We start from the raw sequence: 24,994 nt of genomic DNA on the forward strand, positions 1-24,994 counted from the left end.
ATTATTATTTCCGATTATTTTTTTATAAAAAAATCTCCATTGAAGATGTCTTTTTTGCGAAAATTGCAAGATTTTAAATGATTTTTATTTCCAGGAAAATAAACAATGATTGGTACAAGAATTTCATAAATAGAAAAAAGCTTAGAGTCAGATTTCCCCAAGCTCTAAGCTTTTTTCAATGCAAACACGCAGAGGCGTTCGTTAATATTTGTTTCATTCTCTAGATGAACCTCATGAATTAATTCAAAAGGTGTCCCGTGATGTAAAAACTGCAAATAATCATAAGGTGGATAGTATAAAATAATATGAATTTCACGCATATGTTGCTCATAAGACTTCCAAATATTATGAATGACCGTACGGAAAATATGAATTGAAAACGGATTGAAAAAAAAGAAAACCGTGTCGCGTGATTGAATAGCATAGTTCTCCGCTATTGAATGAATAAAGGAAATTGAAGCTTGAGCATTCTTCTTTTGAAGATAACCCTTTTTATTGTTCTCTGCCTCTGCATAAAAACCTTCATCCATTTCTATTCCAATTGTCGGGATATGAAATTTATGATGCACATAAATAGGTACTCTCCCTTTTCCACATCCCATATCGATAAACACTGGATTATCTGGCATTTCATACTGTGAAAATAATTGTTCTAATCCGACATATGGTGTTGGCTCATAGCGATGGTAATGAGCTAATTTAGGGAAACCATACTGTTCACCAACTGTATTAATATGCAATAACTTATCAAATTGATGTTCATTCATACTATTATACTCCTAAAAAGAATGCTTTATTTTAGCACGATAAAAGGCAAAAACCATACCAAAAAGGTTTGAAAATGACTATTTTTTTAGCGACCTCTTCAATTATATTTACAATTTACACGACTATTCTATTGACAATGTCTTCCTACGCCAATTATCATTGATTGCGAATGATAATCACTGATAACTCATTCGAATAGTAGATTTTTTCTAACTAGAAAATGATTAGGGGGGAAAAGCATGATTATTGTTACAAATCGTATTCAAGTTAAACCAGGCTTTGCTGCAAAAATGGCGCCGAACTTTACAAAACCAGGACCACTACAGCAATTCGAAGGCTTCCATAAAGTAGAGGTGTTAGTTTCAACTGATGATCCGACTTATGACGAAATGAGCGTCAATATGTACTGGGAGTCTAAGGAACATTTCCAAGCTTGGCGTAATAGCGATGCATTCGCCGCTGCCCATCAACGCCCAGAACCAGGCTCTGAGGGAGCAAAACCTGAAAATAGCCCAATGATAGGTAGCAAAATAGTTATAGCTGAATTAGCTTCTTCCATTGAAGCATCACGCTAATTTTTAATTTGTATATGAAAAACTAAAAAAATCTAAAATATCTTCTGATTCTATCTAAAAAAATCCTGCATATTCGAATATGCAGGATTTTTTTGAAATATTTTATCGCATAAAAATGACTAATACATACCCTATTATCGATAAACAAACCGAACCGATCAGTCCTGCAATAAATGCTTTTACACCTAATTGTTTAAAGGTTTTTATCTCTACATTTAAACCTAGGCCAGCCATCGACATCCCAATTAAAAGATACGAGATATTTACAAATGTTTGCGCTACATTGGCTGGTATAATACCTAACGAATTAATCGCACTCATTGCTAAAAATCCGAGAATAAACCACGGAATGATTGATAGAGAAAATCCTTCTTTTCCCTGCCCCTTGTCCATTCTCTGATAAAAAATACCGATAATAATGGCTACCGGTACAAGCAATGCGACACGTGTTAGCTTAACAATAACTGCCATATCAACTGCTTCATTTCCACCAGCAGAGGCTGCTGCAATAACATGAGCAATCTCATGTAGAGTGCCTCCTGCGAAAATACCGTATTCAGTAGGCGTTAAGTTAAATACTGAGTATAACACTGTGTAGACTAATGTGAATATAGTCCCTAGTAATGCGACAATTGCCGCGCCCACTGCTGTTTCTTTTTCATTTGCTTTAATTTGAGGAGCAATAGCGACAACAGCGGCCGCTCCGCAAATGGCTGTGCCACAAGCTGTTAATATGCCTAACTTCTTCTCTACATGAAATACCTTCGTTAAGCCATATACAACCACTAAAGCAAATACCAAATCAATAAATGCAATGAGAAAGACACCCGCACCAGCATGATAAATATCCGCTAAATTTAAACGCATACCCAGTAAAATAATGCCTAATCTTAATAGCTTTTTACTTGAAAATGATATGCCTGCTTGCCATGAATCCTGTACCTTAAAGGCTGCTCTCCAAGCCATACCTAAAATAATTGCAATGACAAGCTGCCCCAGTATTGAGAAAAATGGAAATGTCGAAATATATTTTGCGACTAAGGCAATAATGAGTGTCAACAATATTCCCTTCATAAACGCAGGGGTTAGGAAACTTTTTAACCTTTGCCCAATATCCATGTTGTTCACTTCTTTCATCCTTGATGATTATTACTTTATTAAAAAGTTAATCATTAGTAAAATACATATATATAATTGTAATTATTAATATTTCTAATAGCAGGGGTGATGACATGCAATATGATGCTTTAAAAACATTCATTACACTAGTGGAGGTCAAAAATTTTACGAAAGCCTCCGAAATACTTCATATTTCACAGCCCAGTGTCAGTTTACACATAAAAAACTTAGAGCAAGACTTTCAAACGACGTTGTTTATCCGCTCTCCAAAGTCAGTACAAATTACACCAACTGGGGAAATTTTATATAAACGAGCGAAGCAAATGATGGCAATTGCAGAGGCAGCACGGGAAGATATTTTAGCCTTTCATCATGAAATTCAAGGTACACTTGTTATTGGCTCTAGTTTTACAATTGGCGAATACATATTGCCACCTATAATAGCGAGTCTGCATCAGCAATTCCCTCAGCTCGAGCTTCAAGTTATTATTGGCAATACGGAAGAAATCATTCAATACACAAAATTGTTACAGGTCGATATTGGCCTTATTGAAGGACAGTCAAACGACAATGAGGTTATTATTAAACCGTTTATGCAGGATGAGCTATTTATTGTTAGTGCTAGCAATCACCCTCTTGTCAAGAAGTCGACTATTACGGTTACGGACTTACAGCAACAAAATTGGGTTGCACGTGAAGAAGGCTCTGGCACTCGTTATTATTTAGATCATTTATTTAGAACAAATGGGCTCCAAGTGCGTTCACTTCTTACTATTAGTAGCAATCAAGGTGTGAAAGAGAGTGTTATACAGGGGCTTGGACTTTCCCTACTGTCTGCTAGTGTTATTGAGCGTGAACTAAAAAATGGCGATATAAAAATTTTGCCGCTTGAAGGACAGCATTTTATGCGAACATTCTCTTATTTGTACTCACCTACGATGAAAAATAAACGCAATGTTGACACCCTCATAGAAGCACTACTAAAAAAGAGCTTAGCGGGATTTTAATCGCTAAGCTCACTTTATAATTCTTGGATTTAGACGTTTACGCTCCTGCTTGTGCTCAATAATTTCTACAAATTTCAACGCCGCTCGAGATAACGGTACACTTTTCAAATAACACATGCCAATGCTTCGTGTTGGTATACTATCTGTTAATGTTAGCTCATAGAGAAGCCCTCGTTGCAAATAATCTTTAGAAAATTCTTTCGTTACACATGCAATGCCTAAATTACTGCGTGCAAACTCTAGCACAAGATCATGTGAACCGAGCTCGAACTCAGGTTCAATGTGGATTCCCCTCGAAAACAAATAATTTTCTACATACTTTCTAGAATTTGATTTTTTCTCTAGAAAAATAAGTGGAAACTTTAAAAGTTCTTCAAATCTTAAGCTGTTCGACGCTAATGTTTTGTACTTTTCACCACATACAAAAATATCTTGAACCTCTGTGCATGCTGTTAACTGTAATGTCTGATCTTCTATCGGAAAATTACAAAGCCCTATATCAACCTCACCAGATTTAATAAAGTTACAAATTTCAGAAGTCGTTCCATTTAACATTTGTAATTTTATATTAGGATACATTGTATGAAACGCCTCTAGATAAGGCATTAAAAAGAAACGGGAAATGGTGTCCCCTACCCCAATTTTCAACTGACCTGTTGTTAAATTTTTAAATTCTAGCAACTTCTCCTCACCAGCATCTATAAGGCCTAATGCTGAATTCGTATATTCATATAGAAGGTTCCCCTCAGTCGTTAAGGTTACCCCCTTCGGAGTACGATTAAAGAGACGTGTACCGAGTTCCTTTTCTAATTGCATCATGGCTTGGCTAACGGCTGGTTGAGTCATATATAAGTCTTTAGCAGCCCTTGAAAAGCTATTATTTTTAGCAACAACAGTAAAAACACGATATAAATCTAATTTCCCTACCACATAAGCACTCCTTATAGCTATTATATGAACTATTAATTTTACTTATATCACTAAAGGGGCGTATAGTAAAATCATATTGGTTATATTTATTTATTTAACATACATTTACCATTAACGAGGAGAGATTATTTTGGAACGTGTAGTTGGTACAGTAGTAAGAGGTCTTCGTGGTCCAATTATTAACGAAGGCGATAATATTGAGCAAATCGTTGTTGATACAGTATTAAACGCAGCAAAGACAGAAGGCTATTCAATTGAGGATCGTGACATTGTAACAGTAACAGAATCTGTCGTAGCGCGTGCACAAGGTAACTATGCATCAATCGATGACATTGCAGCGGACGTGGCTGCTAAATTTGGTGACGATACTGTAGGTGTTATTTTCCCAATTCTAAGCCGTAACCGTTTCGCTAACTGCTTACGTGGTATCGCTAAGGGCGTGAAGAAAGTTGTTCTTATGCTAAGCTATCCATCTGATGAGGTTGGTAACCACCTAGTTGATATTGATGAACTAGACGTAAAAGGTATAAACCCTTGGACAGATACTTTAACAGAAGTTGAATTCCGTGAACATTTCGGCTATAAAAAACACACTTTTACAGGTGTAGATTATATTGAATACTACAAAGAATTAATCGAAGCTGAAGGCGCTGCTTGTGAAGTTATCTTTTCAAACAACCCAAAAACTATTTTAGACTATACAAAGAGTGTATTAGCTTGTGATATTCATTCACGCTTACGTACAAAACGTATTTTAATGGCAAATGGCGCTGAAAAAGTATACAGTCTTGATAATATTTTATCTGTAACTAATAACGGTTCTGGCTTCAATGCGGAATATGGTCTACTTGGTTCAAATAAAGCAACTGAAGATAGCATAAAATTATTCCCACACACTTGCCAACCAATTGTTGACGGCATTCAAGCAAAGATCAAAGAAGCTACTGGTAAAACAGTTGAAGTAATGATCTACGGCGATGGCGCATTCAAAGATCCTGTAGGCAAAATTTGGGAGTTAGCTGACCCTGTTGTATCTCCTGCATACACTGCCGGATTAGATGGCACACCAAACGAAGTAAAGCTGAAATATTTAGCAGATAACGATTTCGCAAATCTTCGTGGTGAAGAGCTAAAAGCAGCAATCTCTGAATATATTCAAAACAAAGATGAAGATTTAACTGGGCAAATGGCTGCTCAAGGTACAACACCTCGTCGCTTAACAGACTTAATTGGTTCACTATCTGACCTAACTTCTGGTTCAGGTGATAAAGGAACACCTATGATTTATATTCAAGGTTATTTCGATAACTATACAAAATAAAGCTATAAGAAAACGAACTCCCACTTCTGTTAGGGAGTTCGTTTTCTTATAGTGACATATTTTTATACTAGCAGGGTTTTTTACACGTACTGCCCCTATAATATAGTGTCGAATTATTGTTAACTTTTATTTTGGTCATTCAATTTATTACGGTATTTTTTAGTGAGGATGACAGGAATCGAACCTGTAAATCCCGTAAAGGGACATGCCACCCACTGCATACTTCCTCATATACATTATGTATTATTACCCCATTAAGAATTACATTTTTCTCAGTCCTTTTGCTTTATAGTAGATTAAATCTTTTCAAACAAAACTTATTTCAGGTGATTAGGAATCATTTCTTCATTTAACCAATGTTCACTTGTTCGAACATGATTCTGTCTAACACATTTCCCTAGATTATATTGAAAATCATCATAATGAAAGGCAGCCGTATTTCTAATAACATACCCTTCCTGCTCACCCCCAAGAAGTGATTTTCCTGTAAAAGTCTTCTTTATTTTTTCTTCATCGAAAATGCCTCGATATAAAACAGGTACCGTTTCAATACCCAGTTCAGCTGCATAGTCGACTGTTTCATCCCAGCTTAAACAAATATTTTTTTCATTCCAAATACTAAATAAATAAAAGTAGCTCGTTAACTCATTATAGTAAATGGAGTGTTTGGCAAAAACATTTTCACCACATAATCTCCAATCATCTGGAATCTGAAATGCAAAGTTAGCATGAAACGTTTTTACCCAGTGCCTAGATGGGTGATCTCCTGAATTTAAGCTTCTAGCATGCATATAGTTTCGATAAAGTGTTGTTCCTTCACCATCTAATTTTTCTGTTACAACAACCTCTTTCCCAATAAAATGATCCACATTTTTAGCAACCTTATCGTCATGTGTATATCCTCTACTCCACGGCAAATGAAAGCTTCTTGGGTATTTCTTTAAATTGGTCATAAACTCACTTCCTTTACTTACACCTATTTAGCAAATTGATCTGCTTCACGAAAGAAATAAAGTTTTGTTAATAAGTCACCATCTAATAAATGATAAATCTTACTTCCTCCCTTATCGCCCCCGTATTGAATTAACATATGAAATTGCACTAAATTAACAACCTTTAAAACAAAGTCTTCTTCAAATCCTAGCTCTAATAAAAAATGACATACCATTTGGGCAGATACATTTTCATGTCCGTAATATCCATATCTTTGTTGTAATTCTTTATATTTTTTACAAAATGGTTTGCCTACATCATGGAATAAAGCGGCTATTTGTAATGCTAGCTTGTCACTTTCCATATAGTATTCGTTCATATATTCATAAACAAAATACGTATGCTGGCATAGTAAAAATTGATGGTATGGATTTTCTTGATTAAACCGATAAATCTCTTCAAATAGTGGGACTGATTTTAACGCCCGAAATAGCTCCTCATATGTGGGCTGGCTTTGGATTAGTGAAATAAATTGTTTTTTTGAGATTTCATACGGACTCGCTTCATGTACAATATGCACCTCATCAAATCCTTCTCCCATTATCGGAAACTCTAGGTTCTTCCTCATTTTATCCATTATCACTAACGGAACTTTCCTCTTTCTTTGTTGATTTCTTGCTACACACAACGTGTAAGGTGTATCAAAATAATAGCATACAACTTTCACATTACTAGTCAATTTACCTAGTGCAAATATTCTACGTTCCCGTTCAATATTTGTCGCATCGACAATAACCGATTGACCTTTGGCTACACATTCATTCAAACGCTCATACAAAACACGGAATACTATTCGCGATCGCTGCCTTGTAGCGTCACCGAATAACTCTTGACGTATAGTATCACTTGAAAGAATAAGCGCATTTTCGCTTTTTGCTAGACTCTTAACAAACGTACTTTTGCCACTCCCAGGTAGCCCCACTGTAAATATCACCTTCATTTTTTTCACCCCCTTTCAAGTGTCATATATTAACCTCTACTCTCCCTTATTACGAAGCTATTCTTGATCAAAAATTAATCACCGGCTTAACTTTAAAGTACGGAGATTAATTTTTGAGCTCTATCGCTGTCCCCAAGGAATTACCCAATCGACTTATATATATGATGTCATACCAAAATATTGGTGGCTATCCATAAAAAGTAACGTTCTTCAGAAAGGGAAAATCTAGCTAAAAAAAAGACTGCCCCAACTTTTTCGGAACAGTTTTTTATTAAAAATTTGATATTATATCATAACTTTATAATATCAAGATTTTACAAAAAATCACTAGACTATATTTCTTTCTTAAATGTAGTACGTATAATCCTCTGGAATAACACGTTTTAAGAATTTCTTCGTGCGCTCCTCTTTCGGATTAACGAATATATCGCGAGGGCTACCTTCCTCTACAACGACACCACCGTCCATAAAAATTACTCGGTTTGCGACGTCTTTGGCAAAGCCCATTTCATGCGTGACAACAAGCATCGTTGTTCCCTCAGCCGCAATGTTTTTCATAACCTGAAGGACTTCCCCCACTAGCTCTGGGTCAAGTGCGGAAGTTGGTTCGTCAAATAAAATAATATCCGGATTTAACGCCACTGCTCGCGCAATACCAACTCGCTGTTGTTGACCACCAGACAATTGACTTGGATAGGAATCGTATTTTTCTGATAAACCTACTTTATCTAGCGCCTTTTTGCCAATTTCAATGGCCTCTGCCTTTGGAACTTTACGTCCTATAATAAGCCCTTCTGTCACATTTTCTAGCGCTGTTTTATTCGTGAAAAGATTATAGTTTTGGAATACAAAGGCTACACGTTGACGAATGGAATGTACGTCCTTCTTCTTCACATTTTGAAAATCCACTTGAATATCACCAAATGTCGCATGTCCTTGATCGGCTTTTTCCAAAAAGTTAATGCAACGTAATAATGTCGTTTTTCCTGAGCCGCTGGGACCTAAAATAACAACAACATCACCTTTATCAATGGCTAAATCGACACCCTTTAAAATTTCATTGTCACCAAATGATTTATGAATATTTTTAATCTCTAACATGCGCGTTCACCCCTTAAGCTTTTGCCACTTTGAATTTGCTTAAATATTTTTCATATCGTTTAAAAATGTATTCAACTGTACTACATAAAATTAAGTACACAATGAAAATATCAATATATGCTTCTACGTAATTGTAGCCAACATTTGCAGCTACCTTAGCCTTTAATGTAATTTCAGGTAAGGACATTGCATAGCCTAAAGATGTCGCTTTAATGAGATTGACTGTAGCCGTACAAATATTTGGCATAGCCACTACTAAAGCTTGCGGAATAATAATACGGCGATAGGCTTGAAATGTTGATAAGCCTACAGCATGAGCAGCCTCTAGTTGGCCTTTTTCAATTGTACTTAAAGCAGAACGAAATACTTCTATTAAAATCGCAGTCGTACTAAAGGCGAAGACGATAAATGCATACCAAATTGGATTAATTTTATAAATATCATACGTAATATTATATTTTTCAAAAATAGCTTTAAGTAGTAGTGGGATACTACTATAAACAATAAAGATTTGAATGATGATAGGTGTACCTCGTACAAAGGAAACATAGATTTTTGCTATATGATGGATCACCGGGATTTTATTAATCCGTGTTAGTGCCAGTATAAAACCAAGTGGCAGGGCAACGAGCAAAGCAACAACTGTCACAAGGAGCGCGATAGGTACACCTGTTAATGCAACAAAAAATGTTTCAATTAAAAATTGATAATTCATGGTTACGCCTCCTTACGTCGTTTCTAATGTCTTTTTCCCCTTGCCAAAAAACTTCTCTAGCATAGCAAAGAACTTTTCTATAATAATCGACAGCACCCAATAAACAATCGCTAAGGCAATATATATTTCTAATGCATGTGCATTAATATTACTTGCGATAATTAAATTTGCTTTTCCGACAATGTCAATTAAGCCGATTGTATAAGCAAGCGCGCCCTCTTGTAATAACGCAATCATTCCATTCCCAAAGTTCGGTAATGCGATAACGAGTGCCTGTGGGAAAATAATACGTCGATATGCCTGAAATGGTGTTAATCCTACACTAACCGCCGCTTCAAATTGCCCTTTATTAATAGCTAAATAGGCAGAACGAATAACCTCTGACATAATCGCTGCAAACTGCAAAGTAAATGTTACGACTACGAAAATGGCTGTTTCAATTGAATGGAGATTTATACCGAAGTTTTCCGCTAATGCCGGAACACCATAATAGACGAGAAATAATAAGACAATCGACGGTGTACAACGCATAATCGTTGTATATAAGTTTGCTAATTTTTGTAATAATTTTATTGAACTTAACTTGGCAGCCGCTAATAGTAAGCCAAAAATTGTGCCTAGTACAATGGAAGACCCTGCGACTAAGAAGGTAACTTTTAAAAACGGCAATAATACAGGAATTGAGTTCCAAATGTATGATGCATCAAAATACTTCTCCATTTCCTCACCAACTTTTATTAAATGTTTGGACTATAGCATAAGTTTTAATGCTTTTTTGTATGAATAAAGACTGCTGAGTTTACAGACTCAACAGCCTTTTATTCAGTACCAACTGTAAAAGAGAAATTATTATTAGCGATTCACAGTTTCTAACACTTCAAATAAATCTCGGCCGTAAAACTTAGTGCTTAATTCATTTGTTTTCTTCTGTTCTTTAATTTGAGTGATCGCTTTATCGTAAGCGTCTGCAAATTCCTGTTCCTTTTTATTGAACAATGGCCATGTTTTAATAACGGCAAATTCGTTGTACACTACTTCATCCTTTAAGTTATGATATGGGCCATCTTCTGCTAAAACTTGTTGTTTAAATGGACCTTCAATCATGACACCACCATCGACACGTTTTTCATTTACCCATTGCACGACATCGATAGTAAATGCATCTCCAGCCTGTAATTTAACTTGATTGTCAGGGTTGGCCTTATTATATTCATCAATAATTGTGTATTGAGCATTATTCGCAGCAATTGGTGCTAATGAATAACCCTTTTTAGCAAAGTCGGCTAAAGTTTTCACAGCTTCATCTTCTTTGCGTAAAACTAAACCTGCACTACTTAAGCCTAAAAATTCTTTAGGGAAAATAAATTTCTCTGTACGTTCCTGCGTAAAGAATGCGTTTTTTACACCTACTTGATATTTCCCCTGCTCTACACCAATCAATAAATCGTCGCTCGTTGTCCCTACATATTCAAACTTATATTCAGGTAATAGTTCATCCACTAGCTTCATGACTTCCACATCGTAGCCTGTTGGATTTCCTTTATCATCTAGATAACTAATTGGCTTAGTCGCCTGGTCAAATGCAACTTTTACTGTACGTACTTTCACGCCATCCTCCGAGTCTTTGTCTGAAGTCTCGCCTGAATTACAGCCTGCTAAAATAGCAAGTGAAGCCAATCCGATTGCTGCCAATTGAAAAAATTTTTTCTTTTGTTTAAACATCTATCATTTCTCCTTATTCTCTATGGTTTTGTCATTGATTTCATCCGATTTCTGCTGTTCAATCGCAGCATTTGCCAATTTAATAATGGTCATATCATCCATCGGTGGATTATGAAGTCCTGCACGAACATTTCGATAATAGCGTTGCAATGGATTTGTTAATTGTAAGCTTTTCGCACCTACTACACGCATTGCCTTATCTACAATTTCAATCACCAAATTGGTTACCGTATGCTTAGCAACTGCCATTTCATTTGTTATAAGCTCACGCCTAGCTGGGTCATCATAAGCCTCAGCTACTCCATATAGCACAAAGCGTGCCTGATGTAGCATCAATTCAATATCGCCTAGAAGTTGCTGTACATTTGGTAATGTACTAATTGGAGCATTCAAGCTATTTGGTTGATGATGATTGGCAAAATGTAATGCATAATCACGAGCTGCCTGCGCAATACCTAAGTACGTTGCTGGGATATGTAGAATCCAACCATTTATCTTGCCACCGCTTGGATGACTTGGTAATTCTACCAAATGACTTGCAGGGACAATTACATCCTTTAAAACTAGATCATGACTACTAGTACCTCGCATTGCTGACATCTCCCAGTTTTCTTCGATTGAAAGCCCTTGGACATCTTTATGAATAAGGAAGAAGCCGATTTTATTTTTTTCCTCAATCCAAGCTGATGTTAAGAAATAATCTAGGACCGGAGAAGCCGTCGTAAAGATTTTACGTCCATTTAAGAGCCATCCTTCTTCTATAGAGACCGCGTTTGTTCCTGGTCGCCCTCCACGTGTTGGACTCCCAGTTGCCACTTCACTCACGGCCCTATTTATAATTGCACCGTTGTTTATTTCTTGAGCAAAGAGACTGAGTAAATCCTCTGTCCATAGCTTTTTCTCATATAGTTCACCTACAACACCTAATGTCCATCCTAGTGAGAGTGAGGCATTCTCATCATAGCTCGCTAACGTTTCTTGAACGAGCACCATATCATAGACGGATAAACCTTCACCGCCATATTTTTTTGGCAAAGTTAGTTTTGGGTAACCAATTTGCAAAAGTAACTTATGTGCTTCGAATGGAAACCGAGATTGTTCGTCTACCTCTTTGGCCTCAGCCTTGATTGGCTCAGAAATAGATGCTAGCTGTTCAAGCCAATACTCTTGTCGCTTTGTTTTAATAAATAAATCCTTCAAGAAAATCTCCTTCTTCCCAAATTATATAAAACATATACATTTACTAAGGATTAATGTTGTAAAAAAATCTCTAACTACATTTTAGTAGCGAGATTATAATTCGTACTGAATTTTCTGATTCGTTGACACTTATGATACTTCCCACATTTGGAAATGTCAATGGGTTATTATAAGTTTTTTTATTGGTTTTATATGATATATGTTGTTTATATTTCTACATTTTACTCACCAAGCCATATTTACAACATATGCTAAAACTAAAGAAAGAGGTGTATGTATGACCAATAATATGAACCCATCTTTAAATAATATCGCTATTTCACCTATGGCTCCTCAGATTATTCAGACGAAATTTGGAGATATTAATGGTGATGGCTATCTCGAAACAGTTCTTTTGATGGGAACTAAAACGCCAGATAGCCCATTGTGGCAAAACCTAACACTTGTTATTTTTTATGGAAATACACAACAATTTGAAAAAATAATGCTCAAACAAAACGTTGGCTATAATCCAACTATATTTTTAGGTGACTTTACCGGCAATCATCTAGATGATATTTTAGCTATTTCCGATACTGGTGGCAGTGGAGGTATTATCAACGGTGAAATATTCTCCTCAATAAATGGGAAAATACGCTCAATTTTTGATGCAGAATCATTTAATAATAAACTAAAGTACACGGTTAATTATCAAGATCAATACAAAGTAGCTGTCCGTAGTATGAATCCTAAAAAGCAATATATCATCGATTTACAATACAAGGGACCGGATTATTTAGCGGAAATTTATAATCAAAATGGTACCCTAAAGCAGCCTATTGAAGGATGGGTTGATCCAATCAGTGGATTGTATCCAGTGGACTTTGAGCGTGATGGAATATATGAGATTTTATCTTATCAAGCGATTGCAGGCAGATTTCATGCTGATCGATTAGGTTATGTCGAAAACATTCTAAAATGGAACGGTTATGAATTTACAATTGACCGCCAAACTGTGGGGATTTTCGGAGAAGACTTAAAATAGACTTACTGCCCTTTATTGCGGGATAAATAACTACAACTTCTATAGGAATAAAAAGCAAGAATCTGCTCGACTTCTACATGGAACAATCGAAATCGGACAGATTCCCTTTAAATTTTTTACTTATAGAACAACCATGATTTATTTTTCTACCAATGCGAAATAATTATTTTCGTGATCAGCGAAATTAAAAACTCTACCCATTGGCATCATGACTAAATCCCCTACTTTAACGCCTTTTGCTTGGAAATCTTGATACAGATTTTCTATATGATCTGCATAAAACATAATAGAAGGTGTCCCTAAATTTAATTCAGGCTGCATTTTGGCAATGATTTCTTTATTGTGTAAAACAAAAGTAGTTTGAGCTCCTTTAGTCGGCGCAATTTCAATCCAGCGCATTCCCGCCTCTTCCTGGTCTGCAACTACAACGAAACCAATTTTTTCTGTCCAAAACTTAACGGCAGTATCCTGATCATTTACATACAGCATTACTTGTCCAATTTGTCGGATCATGAAGCAATTCCCTCCTCTTTTGAGCATTAGTATACATCAAAATGTAGCTATATATGTCATATTAATGATCGTTTTTAAAAGAATTTCGAAGTATTAATTGATATAGTTACTACTCTAGTATTTCAAAATACTTATTCGTAATGTAGGCTTCGGCTGATGTCCAGGTTGGTCTACAGCTGCACGATAAAAAAAAGGGTTCCCTATTCATCGTGCTTTTTAGCATTGTTATTATTTATTTTCCTCATGACTAAATTGCCATTCAATACCGAATTTATCCGTTAGTGAGCCGTAACATTTGCTCCAAAATGTTTCTTGCAGCTCCATAGTAACCTTGCCACCATCTTTAAGAGCCTCAAAAGCTTTTCGCATCTTATCCTCATCACTTGAGACAACAGCTAACGTTACATTGTTACCGATTGTGAACGGTGAGCCTGGGAATGTATCTGAAAACATTACAGTACTACCGAAAATCGAAAGTCGTGTATGCATTACAAGGTCTTTAGCTTCTTCGGGTAATTGATAATTTGGATTTTGCGGTGAATCACCGAATGTCATAATTTCAGCCTTGTCCGTATCAAAAACTTTCTCATAAAACGATACTGCCTCTCGACAATTCCCATTAAAAATTAAGTATACTTCTACTGCCATTTCCAACACTCCCTTGTCAATTTTTGAAACAATTCTATTGTACATGGATAGCAAATCATAATACAAATTTTAGATAAGCTTATTTTGGAATCAGAGCCTTCCAATTAATAAAGGAGGATAAAAAAAGAGGTAATCCCCATTCTCGCCTACTAATTTTTTATTTATTTGGACAAAAGCTTTGACATTTACTCGAAAATCATGTAAATTACAAAAGGCGAACAATATTAAACAAATATTAAAAAATATTCGTATTTCAGGAGTGTATATAATGGATAACGTATTTGACTATGAAGATATTCAACTAATTCCCGCAAAGTGTATTGTAGAAAGTCGTTCTGAATGTGATACTTCCGTTACTTTAGGCGGTCATACATTCAAACTTCCTGTAGTACCGGCAAACATGCAAACAATTATCGACGAACGTCTTGCTTTGAAGCTTGCTGAAAACGGTTACTTTTATATTATGCACCGTTTTAATCCAGAGACACGAGCTGATTTCATCAAAGATATGCACGGTCGTGGATTAATCGCCTCAATTAGTGTTGGTGTAAAAGAAGAAGAATATGCATTTATTGAAGAATTAGCAGCTGCTCATTTAGTGCCTGAATTTATTACAATTGACATTGCACATGGGCATTCAAATGCTGTCATTCGTATGATTCAACATATCAAAAAACATCTACCAAATAGCTTTGTTATTGCTGGGAATGTTGGTACACCTGAAGCAGTACGTGAACTTGAAAACGCTGGTGCAGATGCAACAAAAGTTGGTATTGGACCAGGTAAAGTATGTATTACTAAAATCAAAACTGGTTTTGGTACAGGCGGTTGGCAGCTAGCTGCACTACGCTGGTGTGCAAAAGCTGCTACAAAACCAATTATCGCTGATGGTGGTATTCGTACACATGGTGATATTGCAAAATCTGTTCGTTTTGGTGCTTCAATGGTGATGATTGGATCATTATTTGCAGGTCATGAGGAGTCACCTGGTGAAACAATCGAAATTGACGGTAAAACTGTGAAGGAATACTTTGGCTCTGCATCTGAATTCCAAAAAGGTGAACGCAAAAATGTTGAAGGTAAAAAGATGTATGTTGAACATAAAGGTAGCATCAAAGATACTTTAATTGAAATGCAACAAGATCTTCAATCATCTATTTCCTATGCAGGTGGCAATAAGCTAGATGCTATTCGAAATGTTGATTATGTAATCGTGAAAAACTCTATTTTTAACGGAGATAAAGTATACTAAAAATGAAGCAAACCCAAACAAGAATGGAAAGAATCTTGTTTGGGTTTTTCATTGGATTCCGATATTCTAATAGTAATTTACGCCTCTTAATTTCCAGAATCTATATGAGTTGTTTATATAGGGACGGCTACCGAGTATTGGGAAGGTCTTGATGGGGCAATTCTCTAGGTGTATCTGAGCAGTCCTCTTATTTAAAATGCACCTTTTCAACAAAAGAAAAAATGCTACCAATGAAGTGTAGCATTTCCCTTAAGATTATAGTTTGTTAATAACAGCGTGGATCGTTTCTTTTAATTCTGCATCATGATCAGAAAGGTCTACAAGGTTTCCTACACGCTCACGTAATACTGGACGTTCAATTACAAGCTTTTCATCAAGTACTTGTACTAGTAACTCAATAATAAGACGATCACGAACGTTTAACGCTTCTTCTAAACGCTCTGGTGTAATTTTTGCATCTGTTTTTGCTGCTTTAGCCATTTCAAAAACCCCTTTTAAATTTTATATTCATGCACATCTATTTTAGCATACAGCTAAATTATTTTGAAAACTTTCTTTTGAGAACATATACCAAAACTTTACAAAATCGCACTAAAACATTTACGAAATAATGTTATATTCAAATCATAATGAACTAAATGATTTCTAGAAATGTAGCGTGAGATTTACGATCAATACGTAAATAAGATGGGAGGAATTACATGGATTCAAAAAACTCAACATATTTACAACTAATAAAGGCCGTGCCGAAATCTTTACAGCTGTTTCTGAATGTTTGCTTAGTGCTTCTAGCGCTCATCCTATCCTTTTTGCTTTTTAAAGAACTCATCGAATTTCTTAAAATATTAATTTTCAACAAGGGCGACGGTGATTATAAGCTTTTCCTCGCCAATATTCTTATTTTCTTTTTGTATTTTGAATTTATCACGATGATTATTAAATATTTTAAAGAGGATTATCATTTTCCTCTAAGGTACTTTATATATATAGGTATTACAGCCATGATTCGATTAATTATCGTAGAGCATGACCACCCCATCAACACCTTAATTTATTCACTTATTATTTTAATATTGATTATAAGTTATTTTATTATTAATATTACGCCATTGGAACGCCCTGTACGTTCATCACTTTTTGTGAAAAAAGAATAATGGTTTTATGGGATGCCTATTTGGGGCTTCCCTAAAATGCTGTAATGCACGTTGGTTTATCAAGGACAAAGGAGAATTGATGCAGTGCATGTAAATATTGTCCATCACTAATTTTCACTTTACTGAGCATAAATAACGCTTGTACCGTAACAAGAGAAGATAGCTCTGCAATATCTATCACCATTTCCACATCATCGTGATCACATTCAAAAACTTTCATCTCACCTTTGATAGCCTCTTTAGAGAAAAGGTTCATTTCAAAATCATGAAGTCTCATTGTTTTGATTGTGCATAAAAAGTGTTTTTAACTGCTCTCTCGTCGGCTCTAAACCACCCATCCTTCCTGGATAAGCACCAACCACAATATCAACAAAGTTTATAAAATCTATTTCCTTCACTAATTTTTCAAAGACCTTCATATACATCTCCCCCCTACACTAAATTTATTTTAAGGCACGCTCTTTTCATAATTTTTATCACATTAATTTCAGGTCTTGATAATAACATATATTACCACACGCAAATGATGCTGTATGTTGACAGTATTGAAACCTGAGGTGGTTATTCAGCATCTCGAGCAAGTCGGAAGGAACCATGAACAGAATACACTATTCTCGTTGCCTCAGCGATTAGGAAAGTGATTACAAGTAGCTGGGATGAACCAAAAGTACAGCTCAGAAATATTATTTGTTGAGCACATATAGCTCGACTCAAATGTGGGCTTAGGACTGCATGAATTATTGAAGGGAGAAGGAAAGAATGAATTTGATTGATGCATATATTCATGAAGTAACTAAAAGGATCAGGAAAGATAAACGTGAGGATACCAGTCTAAAACTAAAATCTACTATTGAAGAGATGTTACCTGAAGATTATTCAGAATCAGATATGAAGGAAGTGCTCAAAAAGCTAGGAAATCCTGTAGAAGTTGCAGCAAGCTATCAAAATACACCACGATTTTTAATAAGTCCCAAAGTGTTTGACACTTATATTAGGACAATAAAATTAGTTATTCCCTGGGCAATTCTTATTACAGTTATTGTACAGATGATCGAAAGTATTGTGCTTTATAACGGAGAAGGTGCACTTCTGACTGCCATTATTAAAACGATTTCTCTAACGATCGCTCATATTATTTCAGTAATCATATACGTACTGTTCTGGATTACAGTTACTTTCATTATCATTGAACGATCTGGCGGAAAAAATATTCGAATACCCATTTTAAAAGAACATCCAGAATGGACACCTGATGATTTAACAAAAGTTAGAATCATTCCTAAAGAAAAAATTATTTCACGTAATGAAAATATTTTTAGTCTCTTAGGTATCGTTATTTTCTCCTTTGTCTATTTTAATGCCAATCATCTTTTAGGAATCTATACTTCCCACAATAAAGGCGACCTGAAATTTGTTATGCCTATATTTAATCAGGATGTCTTACTCTCCTTTGCACCAATCGTTTTATTTTGGATAGCTTTAAGTGTAGCTTTAACATTATGGAAAATGAAGACCGGTCAATGGACTATGTTAATTGCCGTAGCAAATACACTTCTTCAATGTATAGGCATCATTATTTTTATCTTCATAGTTATTCATCCTGATTTCATACACCGTCCCGCTATACCTTATATCGCTGCGATTACCGAAACAACCTCTGCTAAAATTTTTGTTGCTATAGATCGAATATTATTTCTAAGCATTGCTATTACCATCATAGCCAATGCATTTGATATTTATAGTGGTTTTAAAAAGGCTAAAATCGGAAAATAGCTATAAATTTTTATGCATGTTTACAAACTTTATACCTAGTAAAATATTCTTCCAATTCATCAACATAGGCGCATCACCATAACGCGTGGTTGATTTCCGTTCCGCCTGAGCGCGCTTTGTTGCTGTCGCTTCGCTTTCGTACAGAAAGCATTTGTTGCTGTCGCTTCGCTTTCGCACAGAAAGCATTTGTTGCTGTCGCTTCGCTTTCGCACAGAAAGCATTTGTTGCTGTCGCGCAGAGCAGAGCTTCCTGGGGGCGTCCGATGAGCTGCTTGGGCCTACACGATGGAGGTCATGGAGGCGTTATCACAGGATGTGATGGTTTAGCCTTCGTTCCCCTGTCGCTGGTTCCCAAGAAGTCGCCCAGCCTCCATTCCAATCAACTAATATTTAGGGTATATATTTTAAAATGTCATCCACAACTTTTGGTGATGAGTCTCAAGATACTGTAAAACTCTAATATTTTGTATAATGGGTCTTTAAATACATTTTAATAATCTGCACGAATTCAAACAGAATATGGGGAAATAATTATGACTATTCTTCTTGTAGATGACAATCAGGTCAATCTATTTGTAATTGAAAAAATATTAAAAAATGCAGGTTATGATAACTGCGTTTCTCTAACATCGGCTTATGAGCTTTTTGATTATGTACAGTTAGATGCACCAAATCCAAAAGGAAATTCAGTGGATTTAATTTTATTAGATATTATGATGCCTGAAGTAGATGGAATCGAAGCCTGCAAACGGATTAAGCAAAATGAACGATTAAAAGATATTCAAATTATCTTTGTCACAGCTCTAGAAGATAAAAACATGCTCGCAGAAGCATTGGATATTGGTGGTGTAGATTATATTACAAAGCCGATTAATAAAACCGAGCTTCTTGCTAGAATTCGAGTTGCTTTACGATTGAAGGCCGAATTAGATTGGCATACTCAACAAGAAAATAAAATACAATACGAACTAGATTTAGCAACACATGTACAAAGAAGCCTTTTGAGTGCCCCTATAAACGAGAATAATATTCAAATAGGCGTATCCTATCTTCCTTCCTCTAATTTAGCTGGGGATATGTATTATTGGCATAAAATAAACGATCATCGATACGCCATTATTTTACTTGATATGATGGGGCATGGTATCTCTGCAGCGCTTGTTTGTATGTTTATCTCCTCTGTTCTAAGAGAGGCTGTTAAACAATTGGTAGAGCCTGAATTAGTTATCAAAGAGTTAAACCGTTATATGACACTTTTACAAAACGGAAAAGACGGAAATCTTTTTTATTTTACTGCGATTTATTTAGTGATTGATACACAACAAAAAACAATTGAATATGTGAACGCTGGTCATCCATCTGGTTATGCTCTTGTTGATGAAGAGACACTCGTACCATTAAATCAAGGAAGCTGTGCAGTCGGCTTTTTCGATGAGATCGATGTTCAAAAGCAATTCATTCAATACAATGAAGATGTACAAATTATTTTATTTACGGATGGCGTTTTAGAGGCAATGGGCCCATGTGAAATAGAATCTGAGAAGCAATTGCAAACGCTACTATCTACAAAATGGGATTATTCTCAACACCTGATTGACAACTTACTGCCTACGGAGCAACAAGAAAATCAACCAGATGATATGTGTGTAGTAATGATTCAAGCACATGCTAAAAACTAAATAAAATAGGGCTGTCGCCTAAGTTGCTACTTGTGAAGGAACTTAGACGGCAGTCCCCATCTTAATGTACCTTTTGATAAATTCTTTCATTGCCTACGATTTCTTTATATTTTGAAATAATATTTTCGAATCGTAGTGTCTCCTTCCAGAGGCTGAAATTGATTCATACTTATAAACTTCCTTTAGCAATTAACCATACTTTTAGAACAGATACTAATTGATCTAAATTAAATGGCTTACTTACATAATCTGAAGCACCAGCCTCCAAAGATTTATCTCGATCACTTTTCATAGCCTTTGCCGTTAAAGCAATAATCGGTAAATCCGTAAGCTTCATTTGTTTTCGTATAATCGACATTGTTTCATAGCCATCCATATTCGGCATCATTATATCCATAAGAATAAGATCTATTTTATGATTGGCTCGCATAATAGCTAAACACTCTAAGCCATCTTTTGCAACGAAGATATTCATGCCTCGTTTTTCAAGTGCCGTTTTTAACGCATATATATTACGATCATCGTCGTCTACAAGTAAAATATTTTTCCCTTGTAAAACTTCTACCTCATGCTGAGAGACTTCCTGAATTTCTGGTAGCTGTTGTTCTTTTACCTCTCCTGAATCAAATATTTCATTAGTAGCCGCTACCTCATACATCCCCGGTTCAAGGCACTTCTTCTCTTCAAGTCCATTCGGTAAGCTTGGAATTGTCAGCGTAAAGCTACTACCTTGTCCCTCTTCACTTTGTAAGGAAACCCAACCGCCAAGTAATTTAGCAAACTCTTTACAAATCGATAATCCAAGACCTGTACCACCATATTTACGTACAGTTGCTCCATCAGCCTGTTGGAACGATTCAAAAATAAGCTGATGCTTGTCCTTTGGAATCCCTATACCTGTATCCGAAACTTTGATTTCTAACCAGTCCGTACTAATATCCTGCATATTATTTGTTAACTGTTCTAAATCAAGCTGCTTGATATTTAAATTAATTGAGCCCTGTTCTGTAAATTTAAAGGCATTTGATAATAAATTTTTCACAATTTGCTGGAATCTTTTTTCGTCCGTATAGAAAACATCCATTACATTTTCGGCTTTCGAAATATGGAATTGTAGATTTTTTTTCATTGCTACAGGCACGAAGGTTTGCTCGATTTGTACAGGAAACTCACTCATATTCACTTCACCAAAAATAATATCCAGCTTGCCTGCCTCCACTTTCGATAAATCTAAAATTTCATTGATTAACCCGAGCAGATCTTCACCAGAAGAATAGATAACCTTTGCAAATTCAACTTCCTCTTCTGTTATATGATTTTGACTATTTTCAGCTAACATTTCAGATAAAATTAATATGCTATTCAGTGGTGTTCGCAATTCATGTGACATATTAGCTAAAAACTCGGATTTATACTTTGAATTTAGTAACAGTTGTTCCGCACTTTCCTCTAATTCCTTTTTAGCCTTTTCTAGTTCTCTCGACTTTGACTCGGCCTCTTTTGTTCTTTCTTCCAGTTGTTCATTAATCATTGTCAGTTCTTCTGTTCGCATTTGCAATTCTTCAGATTGTACCTGTAATTCTTCTGCCATCGTTGTTGATTCATTTAATAAACGTACAATTTCCACACGTCCTAGAACACTATTAATGGTTAATCCAAACGTTCCGATAACTTGCTTCACTAATTCTTGCTGCAACTCACTATAGCCAGTCATTGTGGCTAATTCAACGACAGCTATTACGTCATTCTCAAATATAATAGGGACGATAAAGATACTTTTTGGCGGTACTTTCCCTAAGCCAGTGCCTATTAAACGAAAGTCTTCAGGAATATCGTTATATATTAAAACTCTTTTTTCTAAAGCACATTGTCCAATTACGCCTTGTCCCAATTTAAAGCTTTCGATTCCAATGCTATCATCCGCAAAAGTAGCTTTTTTCACAAACTGTATATTATTATCAATAGATTCACGAATATAAAATGCGCCAAGGGAAGACTGCGTTTTTTGCGCTACTTCTGAAAGGAAGATTTCAGCTAATTTAGTAATAGCCGAAATGCCCTGATACTTTGTTACAATTTCTGCGATATTTGACTGCAAAAATTGTTTTTTCTCAAAGGTATCTAATAGCTCATTTGTAGCATTTGCAAGCGCATTGATTTCATCATTTGATGTAACTTCAATTCTTCCTTTTTTATTGCTTTTAGAAGCTGCGATTTCTTTGATCGTTTGCGTAACCTCCGTTATTGTTTTTACGATGGAACGAGATATGCCACTTGCAACGATAATCGCAACAACCGAAATAAATACTAGTATGCCAAGCAGTGTAAGTGTTACAATACTATCCCTCTTGTCCAAATCATTCACTTTGGCTTGCATAGTTGCAACCACCGCTGAACGGAGTGATTCAAACTGATTTCGTACTGTTTCCAGGTCTTTACGAACTACATCTACTTCATAGATTTCCCATAACGCTTCTGCATTGTTTTCTTTTTTAAATGTAATGGCTGGTTCCCCTGATGTTGTAATCCAATCCTCTATCGTCGTCTTTATCTCATTTAACTTCTGTTGTTCTGTTGGTTTATTTTCTAAAAGCTGATAAAGTTCATTAAAATCGGATCTCCACTTTTCATCAGCTTCGTAATAGGGTTCTAAATAGCTTGATTCACCTGTAATAACAAAGCCCCTCTGGCTCGATTCCATATCTAAAATGTATTTTTCAATGCGATTGGTTAGAGCATGTATATTTGAATTATTCTTTATAATATAATTTCTTTCTTTTTGTAGAGAGGTAATTTGATTATTTAAGATGAGCACTGATGCAAGTAAACAAAGTATGATAACAATATAGCCTAACGTAATTTTGGTTCGTATACCTAGCTTTAATTTATTTAACATTTGTTTTCCTACCTTTACCTGTCATAAAAAATCTAATTCCAGTATAATTGTACATCAAAAAATAACAAAGTTTCTTCCTCTTAGGTTGAGACAATAATCTCTTTTCGAGAAATATTTAACGCTCACCACCATAACGTGTGGTTGATTTCCGTTCCTACTAGGCGCTTTCCTGGGGGCGTCCAGTAGGAACGAAGATCAACTTATATAAATGACATTCGTTTATGTCACTCACAACTTTGGGTGATGAGCCATTAAAAGTTAATAAATCTCTTATTTTCTTCATATACATTTTATATTGAACTATTTTGCCGAGATATAATTTGATAGTAAGGAGAGAAAAATTGTGGACATTTTTGTAAGACCCGGGGATTCTCTTTGGCATTTCAGTGAAGTGTTTAAAATGCCTCTTCAACTAATTATTGATTCCAACCGAAATATTAATCCTCAATTTCTAAGGGTTGGTCAACGCATTCGCATTCCAGGTTTTGTTACGAACAATTATCAAATAAAGCAAGGAGATACGTTTTGGCAAATAGCCCAAAGCAGAAATCTCCCACTAGTAGCCATCTTGCTAGTCAATCCTACCCTTAATCCAAATCACTTGCAAATTGGCCAAACAATTCGCATTCCCCAACGAATTACATGGAGGCTTATCGATGGTAAGCAAAATTATACCTCCACCATTATGATGAACGAAATCAAAAAACTACTCGTTGCTTATCCATTTCTACAAAGCTCTGCAGTCGGGCATTCTGTTTTAAAACATGAGATTCCAGAGCTTCTAATCGGAAACGGAACGAAGCGTGTTCATTATAACGGCTCCTTTCATGCGAATGAATGGATTACAACTCCGATTATTTTAACTTTTTTAAATGACTACCTACTCGCTCTCACCAATCAAAGCACAATTCGCGGTCTTTCTACATTCCCACTTTACCAGCAAACAACCCTTTCCATAGTTCCGATGGTCAATCCCGATGGTGTCGACTTAGTGATACAAGGCCCACCTAATGACGAAGCATTAAGAGATCAACTTATTAGTTGGAACAATGGTAGCACCAATTTCTCTAATTGGAAGGCAAATATACATGGCGTCGATTTGAACGACCAGTTCCCTGCAAAATGGGAGCTAGAGAACGCACGCAATCCAAAAACACCTGGACCAAGAGATTATGGTGGAGAACGACCTTTGTCCGAGCCAGAGACCATTGCTATGGCTGATTTGACAAAAAAGCGCGATTTTGCAAGAGTTCTTGCATTTCATACACAAGGAAGAGTAATTTATTGGGGCTTTGAAAATCTCGAACCACCCGAGTCAGAAATTCTTGTTAACGAGTTTAGTCGAGTCAGTGGCTATGAGCCGATCAATTCGGCAGGCAGTTATGCGGGCTATAAAGACTGGTTTATTCAAGATTGGCGTCGACCTGGCTTCACCGTTGAATTAGGTAGTGGTACAAATCCGCTTCCAATCAGCCAATTCGACGACATCTATGAAGAAGTATTAGGGATCTTTCTTGCAGCATTGTATATGTAATAAACATACTGACATTTCTATAGCTAACAATAAATCAGCAATCTCCTTTCACCGTTGAAGTGAGAGGGGATTTTTTTATTGCTCAAAAATTACTTTGACAGGTAGAGTAATGTTTGCTAATATTACTCTGA

27 protein-coding genes are annotated in these 24,994 nt (G+C 35.8%); 9 read left to right on the forward strand and 18 right to left on the reverse strand.

What is annotated here, in order from left to right; genetic code table 11:
• Positions 1-164: 164 nt before the first annotated feature.
• The gene (locus ACVWXS_RS10855; RefSeq protein WP_456958201.1) at positions 165-767 is read right to left on the reverse strand and encodes a class I SAM-dependent methyltransferase; all 603 of its coding nucleotides are present in this window, start codon (positions 765-767) and stop codon (positions 165-167) included.
• Positions 768-1,007: 240 nt separating this feature from the next.
• Between ACVWXS_RS10855 and ACVWXS_RS10860 the strand changes: the two genes are divergently transcribed.
• A complete protein-coding gene (locus tag ACVWXS_RS10860; RefSeq protein WP_402986999.1) occupies positions 1,008-1,343 on the forward strand; it encodes a heme oxygenase in 336 nt (111 codons plus the stop codon).
• Positions 1,344-1,445: 102 nt separating this feature from the next.
• Here the strand turns inward: ACVWXS_RS10860 and ACVWXS_RS10865 are convergent, their stop codons facing one another.
• Positions 1,446-2,462: a YeiH family protein gene (locus ACVWXS_RS10865; RefSeq protein WP_427420680.1), complete on the reverse strand. Its 1,017-nt coding sequence runs from the start codon at positions 2,460-2,462 to the stop codon at positions 1,446-1,448.
• Between the two features lie 113 nt (positions 2,463-2,575).
• On the opposite strand from ACVWXS_RS10865, the gene ACVWXS_RS10870 reads away from it, so the two are divergent.
• Positions 2,576-3,469, forward strand: a complete 894-nt coding sequence (locus ACVWXS_RS10870; protein WP_456958202.1) for a LysR family transcriptional regulator — start codon at positions 2,576-2,578, stop codon at positions 3,467-3,469.
• Between the two features lie 9 nt (positions 3,470-3,478).
• Here the strand turns inward: ACVWXS_RS10870 and ACVWXS_RS10875 are convergent, their stop codons facing one another.
• Positions 3,479-4,399 (reverse strand): LysR family transcriptional regulator, encoded by a 921-nt coding sequence (locus tag ACVWXS_RS10875; protein ID WP_456958203.1) that lies wholly within the window; start codon positions 4,397-4,399, stop codon positions 3,479-3,481.
• A 130-nt stretch (positions 4,400-4,529) separates the two neighbouring features.
• On the opposite strand from ACVWXS_RS10875, the gene ACVWXS_RS10880 reads away from it, so the two are divergent.
• Positions 4,530-5,720 (forward strand): coenzyme F420-0:L-glutamate ligase, encoded by a 1,191-nt coding sequence (locus tag ACVWXS_RS10880; protein WP_427496981.1) that lies wholly within the window; start codon positions 4,530-4,532, stop codon positions 5,718-5,720.
• 317 nt (positions 5,721-6,037) lie between these two features.
• On the opposite strand, the gene ACVWXS_RS10885 is transcribed toward ACVWXS_RS10880, so the two are convergent.
• From ACVWXS_RS10885 to ACVWXS_RS10915, 7 genes are all read right to left on the reverse strand, one after another.
• Positions 6,038-6,673 carry an RNA ligase family protein gene (locus tag ACVWXS_RS10885; RefSeq protein ID WP_402986993.1) on the reverse strand — a complete coding sequence of 212 codons (636 nt, stop codon included), beginning with the start codon at positions 6,671-6,673 and terminating at the stop codon, positions 6,038-6,040.
• Positions 6,674-6,696: 23 nt separating this feature from the next.
• Entirely contained in the window at positions 6,697-7,653 is a 957-nt protein-coding gene (locus ACVWXS_RS10890; RefSeq protein ID WP_456958204.1) for an AAA family ATPase, read from the reverse strand.
• A gap of 345 nt (positions 7,654-7,998) precedes the next feature.
• Entirely contained in the window at positions 7,999-8,754 is a 756-nt protein-coding gene (locus ACVWXS_RS10895) for an amino acid ABC transporter ATP-binding protein (RefSeq protein WP_456958205.1), read from the reverse strand.
• Positions 8,755-8,767: 13 nt separating this feature from the next.
• Positions 8,768-9,469 carry an amino acid ABC transporter permease gene (locus ACVWXS_RS10900; RefSeq protein ID WP_368637269.1) on the reverse strand — a complete coding sequence of 234 codons (702 nt, stop codon included), beginning with the start codon at positions 9,467-9,469 and terminating at the stop codon, positions 8,768-8,770.
• Positions 9,470-9,481: 12 nt separating this feature from the next.
• Complete coding sequence (locus tag ACVWXS_RS10905) at positions 9,482-10,189, reverse strand: amino acid ABC transporter permease (protein WP_368637268.1); 708 nt, start codon at positions 10,187-10,189, stop codon at positions 9,482-9,484.
• 132 nt (positions 10,190-10,321) lie between these two features.
• A complete protein-coding gene (locus ACVWXS_RS10910; RefSeq protein ID WP_456958206.1) occupies positions 10,322-11,191 on the reverse strand; it encodes a transporter substrate-binding domain-containing protein in 870 nt (289 codons plus the stop codon).
• A gap of 3 nt (positions 11,192-11,194) precedes the next feature.
• Complete coding sequence (locus ACVWXS_RS10915) at positions 11,195-12,391, reverse strand: acyl-CoA dehydrogenase family protein (protein WP_456958207.1); 1,197 nt, start codon at positions 12,389-12,391, stop codon at positions 11,195-11,197.
• Positions 12,392-12,668: 277 nt separating this feature from the next.
• Between ACVWXS_RS10915 and ACVWXS_RS10920 the strand changes: the two genes are divergently transcribed.
• A complete protein-coding gene (locus ACVWXS_RS10920; RefSeq protein WP_374964468.1) occupies positions 12,669-13,415 on the forward strand; it encodes a hypothetical protein in 747 nt (248 codons plus the stop codon).
• 138 nt (positions 13,416-13,553) lie between these two features.
• Here the strand turns inward: ACVWXS_RS10920 and ACVWXS_RS10925 are convergent, their stop codons facing one another.
• Entirely contained in the window at positions 13,554-13,928 is a 375-nt protein-coding gene (locus ACVWXS_RS10925) for a VOC family protein (RefSeq protein WP_456958208.1), read from the reverse strand.
• A gap of 228 nt (positions 13,929-14,156) precedes the next feature.
• Complete coding sequence (locus tag ACVWXS_RS10930) at positions 14,157-14,576, reverse strand: VOC family protein (protein WP_368637263.1); 420 nt, start codon at positions 14,574-14,576, stop codon at positions 14,157-14,159.
• Between the two features lie 268 nt (positions 14,577-14,844).
• Between ACVWXS_RS10930 and guaC the strand changes: the two genes are divergently transcribed.
• Positions 14,845-15,828 carry a GMP reductase gene (gene guaC, locus ACVWXS_RS10935; protein WP_068985750.1) on the forward strand — a complete coding sequence of 328 codons (984 nt, stop codon included), beginning with the start codon at positions 14,845-14,847 and terminating at the stop codon, positions 15,826-15,828.
• Positions 15,829-16,083: 255 nt separating this feature from the next.
• Here the strand turns inward: guaC and ACVWXS_RS10940 are convergent, their stop codons facing one another.
• Positions 16,084-16,308, reverse strand: a complete 225-nt coding sequence (locus ACVWXS_RS10940) for a phosphate-starvation-inducible protein PsiE (protein WP_368637261.1) — start codon at positions 16,306-16,308, stop codon at positions 16,084-16,086.
• 221 nt (positions 16,309-16,529) lie between these two features.
• On the opposite strand from ACVWXS_RS10940, the gene psiE reads away from it, so the two are divergent.
• On the forward strand, positions 16,530-16,982 hold the full coding sequence (gene psiE / locus ACVWXS_RS10945; RefSeq protein WP_456958209.1) for a phosphate-starvation-inducible protein PsiE: 453 nt from the start codon (positions 16,530-16,532) through the stop codon (positions 16,980-16,982).
• Positions 16,983-17,013: 31 nt separating this feature from the next.
• Here the strand turns inward: psiE and ACVWXS_RS10950 are convergent, their stop codons facing one another.
• Both ACVWXS_RS10950 and ACVWXS_RS10955 read right to left on the reverse strand, forming a co-directional pair.
• Positions 17,014-17,202 (reverse strand): hypothetical protein, encoded by a 189-nt coding sequence (locus ACVWXS_RS10950; RefSeq protein ID WP_456958210.1) that lies wholly within the window; start codon positions 17,200-17,202, stop codon positions 17,014-17,016.
• A gap of 43 nt (positions 17,203-17,245) precedes the next feature.
• The gene (locus ACVWXS_RS10955; protein ID WP_456958211.1) at positions 17,246-17,401 is read right to left on the reverse strand and encodes a hypothetical protein; all 156 of its coding nucleotides are present in this window, start codon (positions 17,399-17,401) and stop codon (positions 17,246-17,248) included.
• 340 nt (positions 17,402-17,741) lie between these two features.
• On the opposite strand from ACVWXS_RS10955, the gene ACVWXS_RS10960 reads away from it, so the two are divergent.
• A complete protein-coding gene (locus ACVWXS_RS10960; protein WP_456958212.1) occupies positions 17,742-18,755 on the forward strand; it encodes an HAAS signaling domain-containing protein in 1,014 nt (337 codons plus the stop codon).
• Here the strand turns inward: ACVWXS_RS10960 and ACVWXS_RS10965 are convergent, their stop codons facing one another.
• Positions 18,756-18,941, reverse strand: a complete 186-nt coding sequence (locus tag ACVWXS_RS10965) for a hypothetical protein (RefSeq protein WP_456958213.1) — start codon at positions 18,939-18,941, stop codon at positions 18,756-18,758.
• A gap of 346 nt (positions 18,942-19,287) precedes the next feature.
• Here ACVWXS_RS10965 and ACVWXS_RS10970 point away from each other — a divergent pair, with 346 nt between their 5' ends.
• Complete coding sequence (locus ACVWXS_RS10970; RefSeq protein WP_456958214.1) at positions 19,288-20,433, forward strand: SpoIIE family protein phosphatase; 1,146 nt, start codon at positions 19,288-19,290, stop codon at positions 20,431-20,433.
• A gap of 169 nt (positions 20,434-20,602) precedes the next feature.
• Here the strand turns inward: ACVWXS_RS10970 and ACVWXS_RS10975 are convergent, their stop codons facing one another.
• Together ACVWXS_RS10975 and ACVWXS_RS10980 are read right to left on the reverse strand one after the other, a co-directional pair.
• Positions 20,603-23,329: an ATP-binding protein gene (locus ACVWXS_RS10975; RefSeq protein ID WP_456958215.1), complete on the reverse strand. Its 2,727-nt coding sequence runs from the start codon at positions 23,327-23,329 to the stop codon at positions 20,603-20,605.
• A gap of 157 nt (positions 23,330-23,486) precedes the next feature.
• The gene (locus ACVWXS_RS10980) at positions 23,487-23,612 is read right to left on the reverse strand and encodes a hypothetical protein (protein WP_456958216.1); all 126 of its coding nucleotides are present in this window, start codon (positions 23,610-23,612) and stop codon (positions 23,487-23,489) included.
• Positions 23,613-23,672: 60 nt separating this feature from the next.
• Between ACVWXS_RS10980 and ACVWXS_RS10985 the strand changes: the two genes are divergently transcribed.
• Positions 23,673-24,863: a M14 family metallopeptidase gene (locus ACVWXS_RS10985; protein ID WP_456958217.1), complete on the forward strand. Its 1,191-nt coding sequence runs from the start codon at positions 23,673-23,675 to the stop codon at positions 24,861-24,863.
• The last annotated feature ends 131 nt before the right edge of the window (positions 24,864-24,994 follow it).

The organism is Lysinibacillus sp. TE18511 (genome assembly GCF_054062295.1).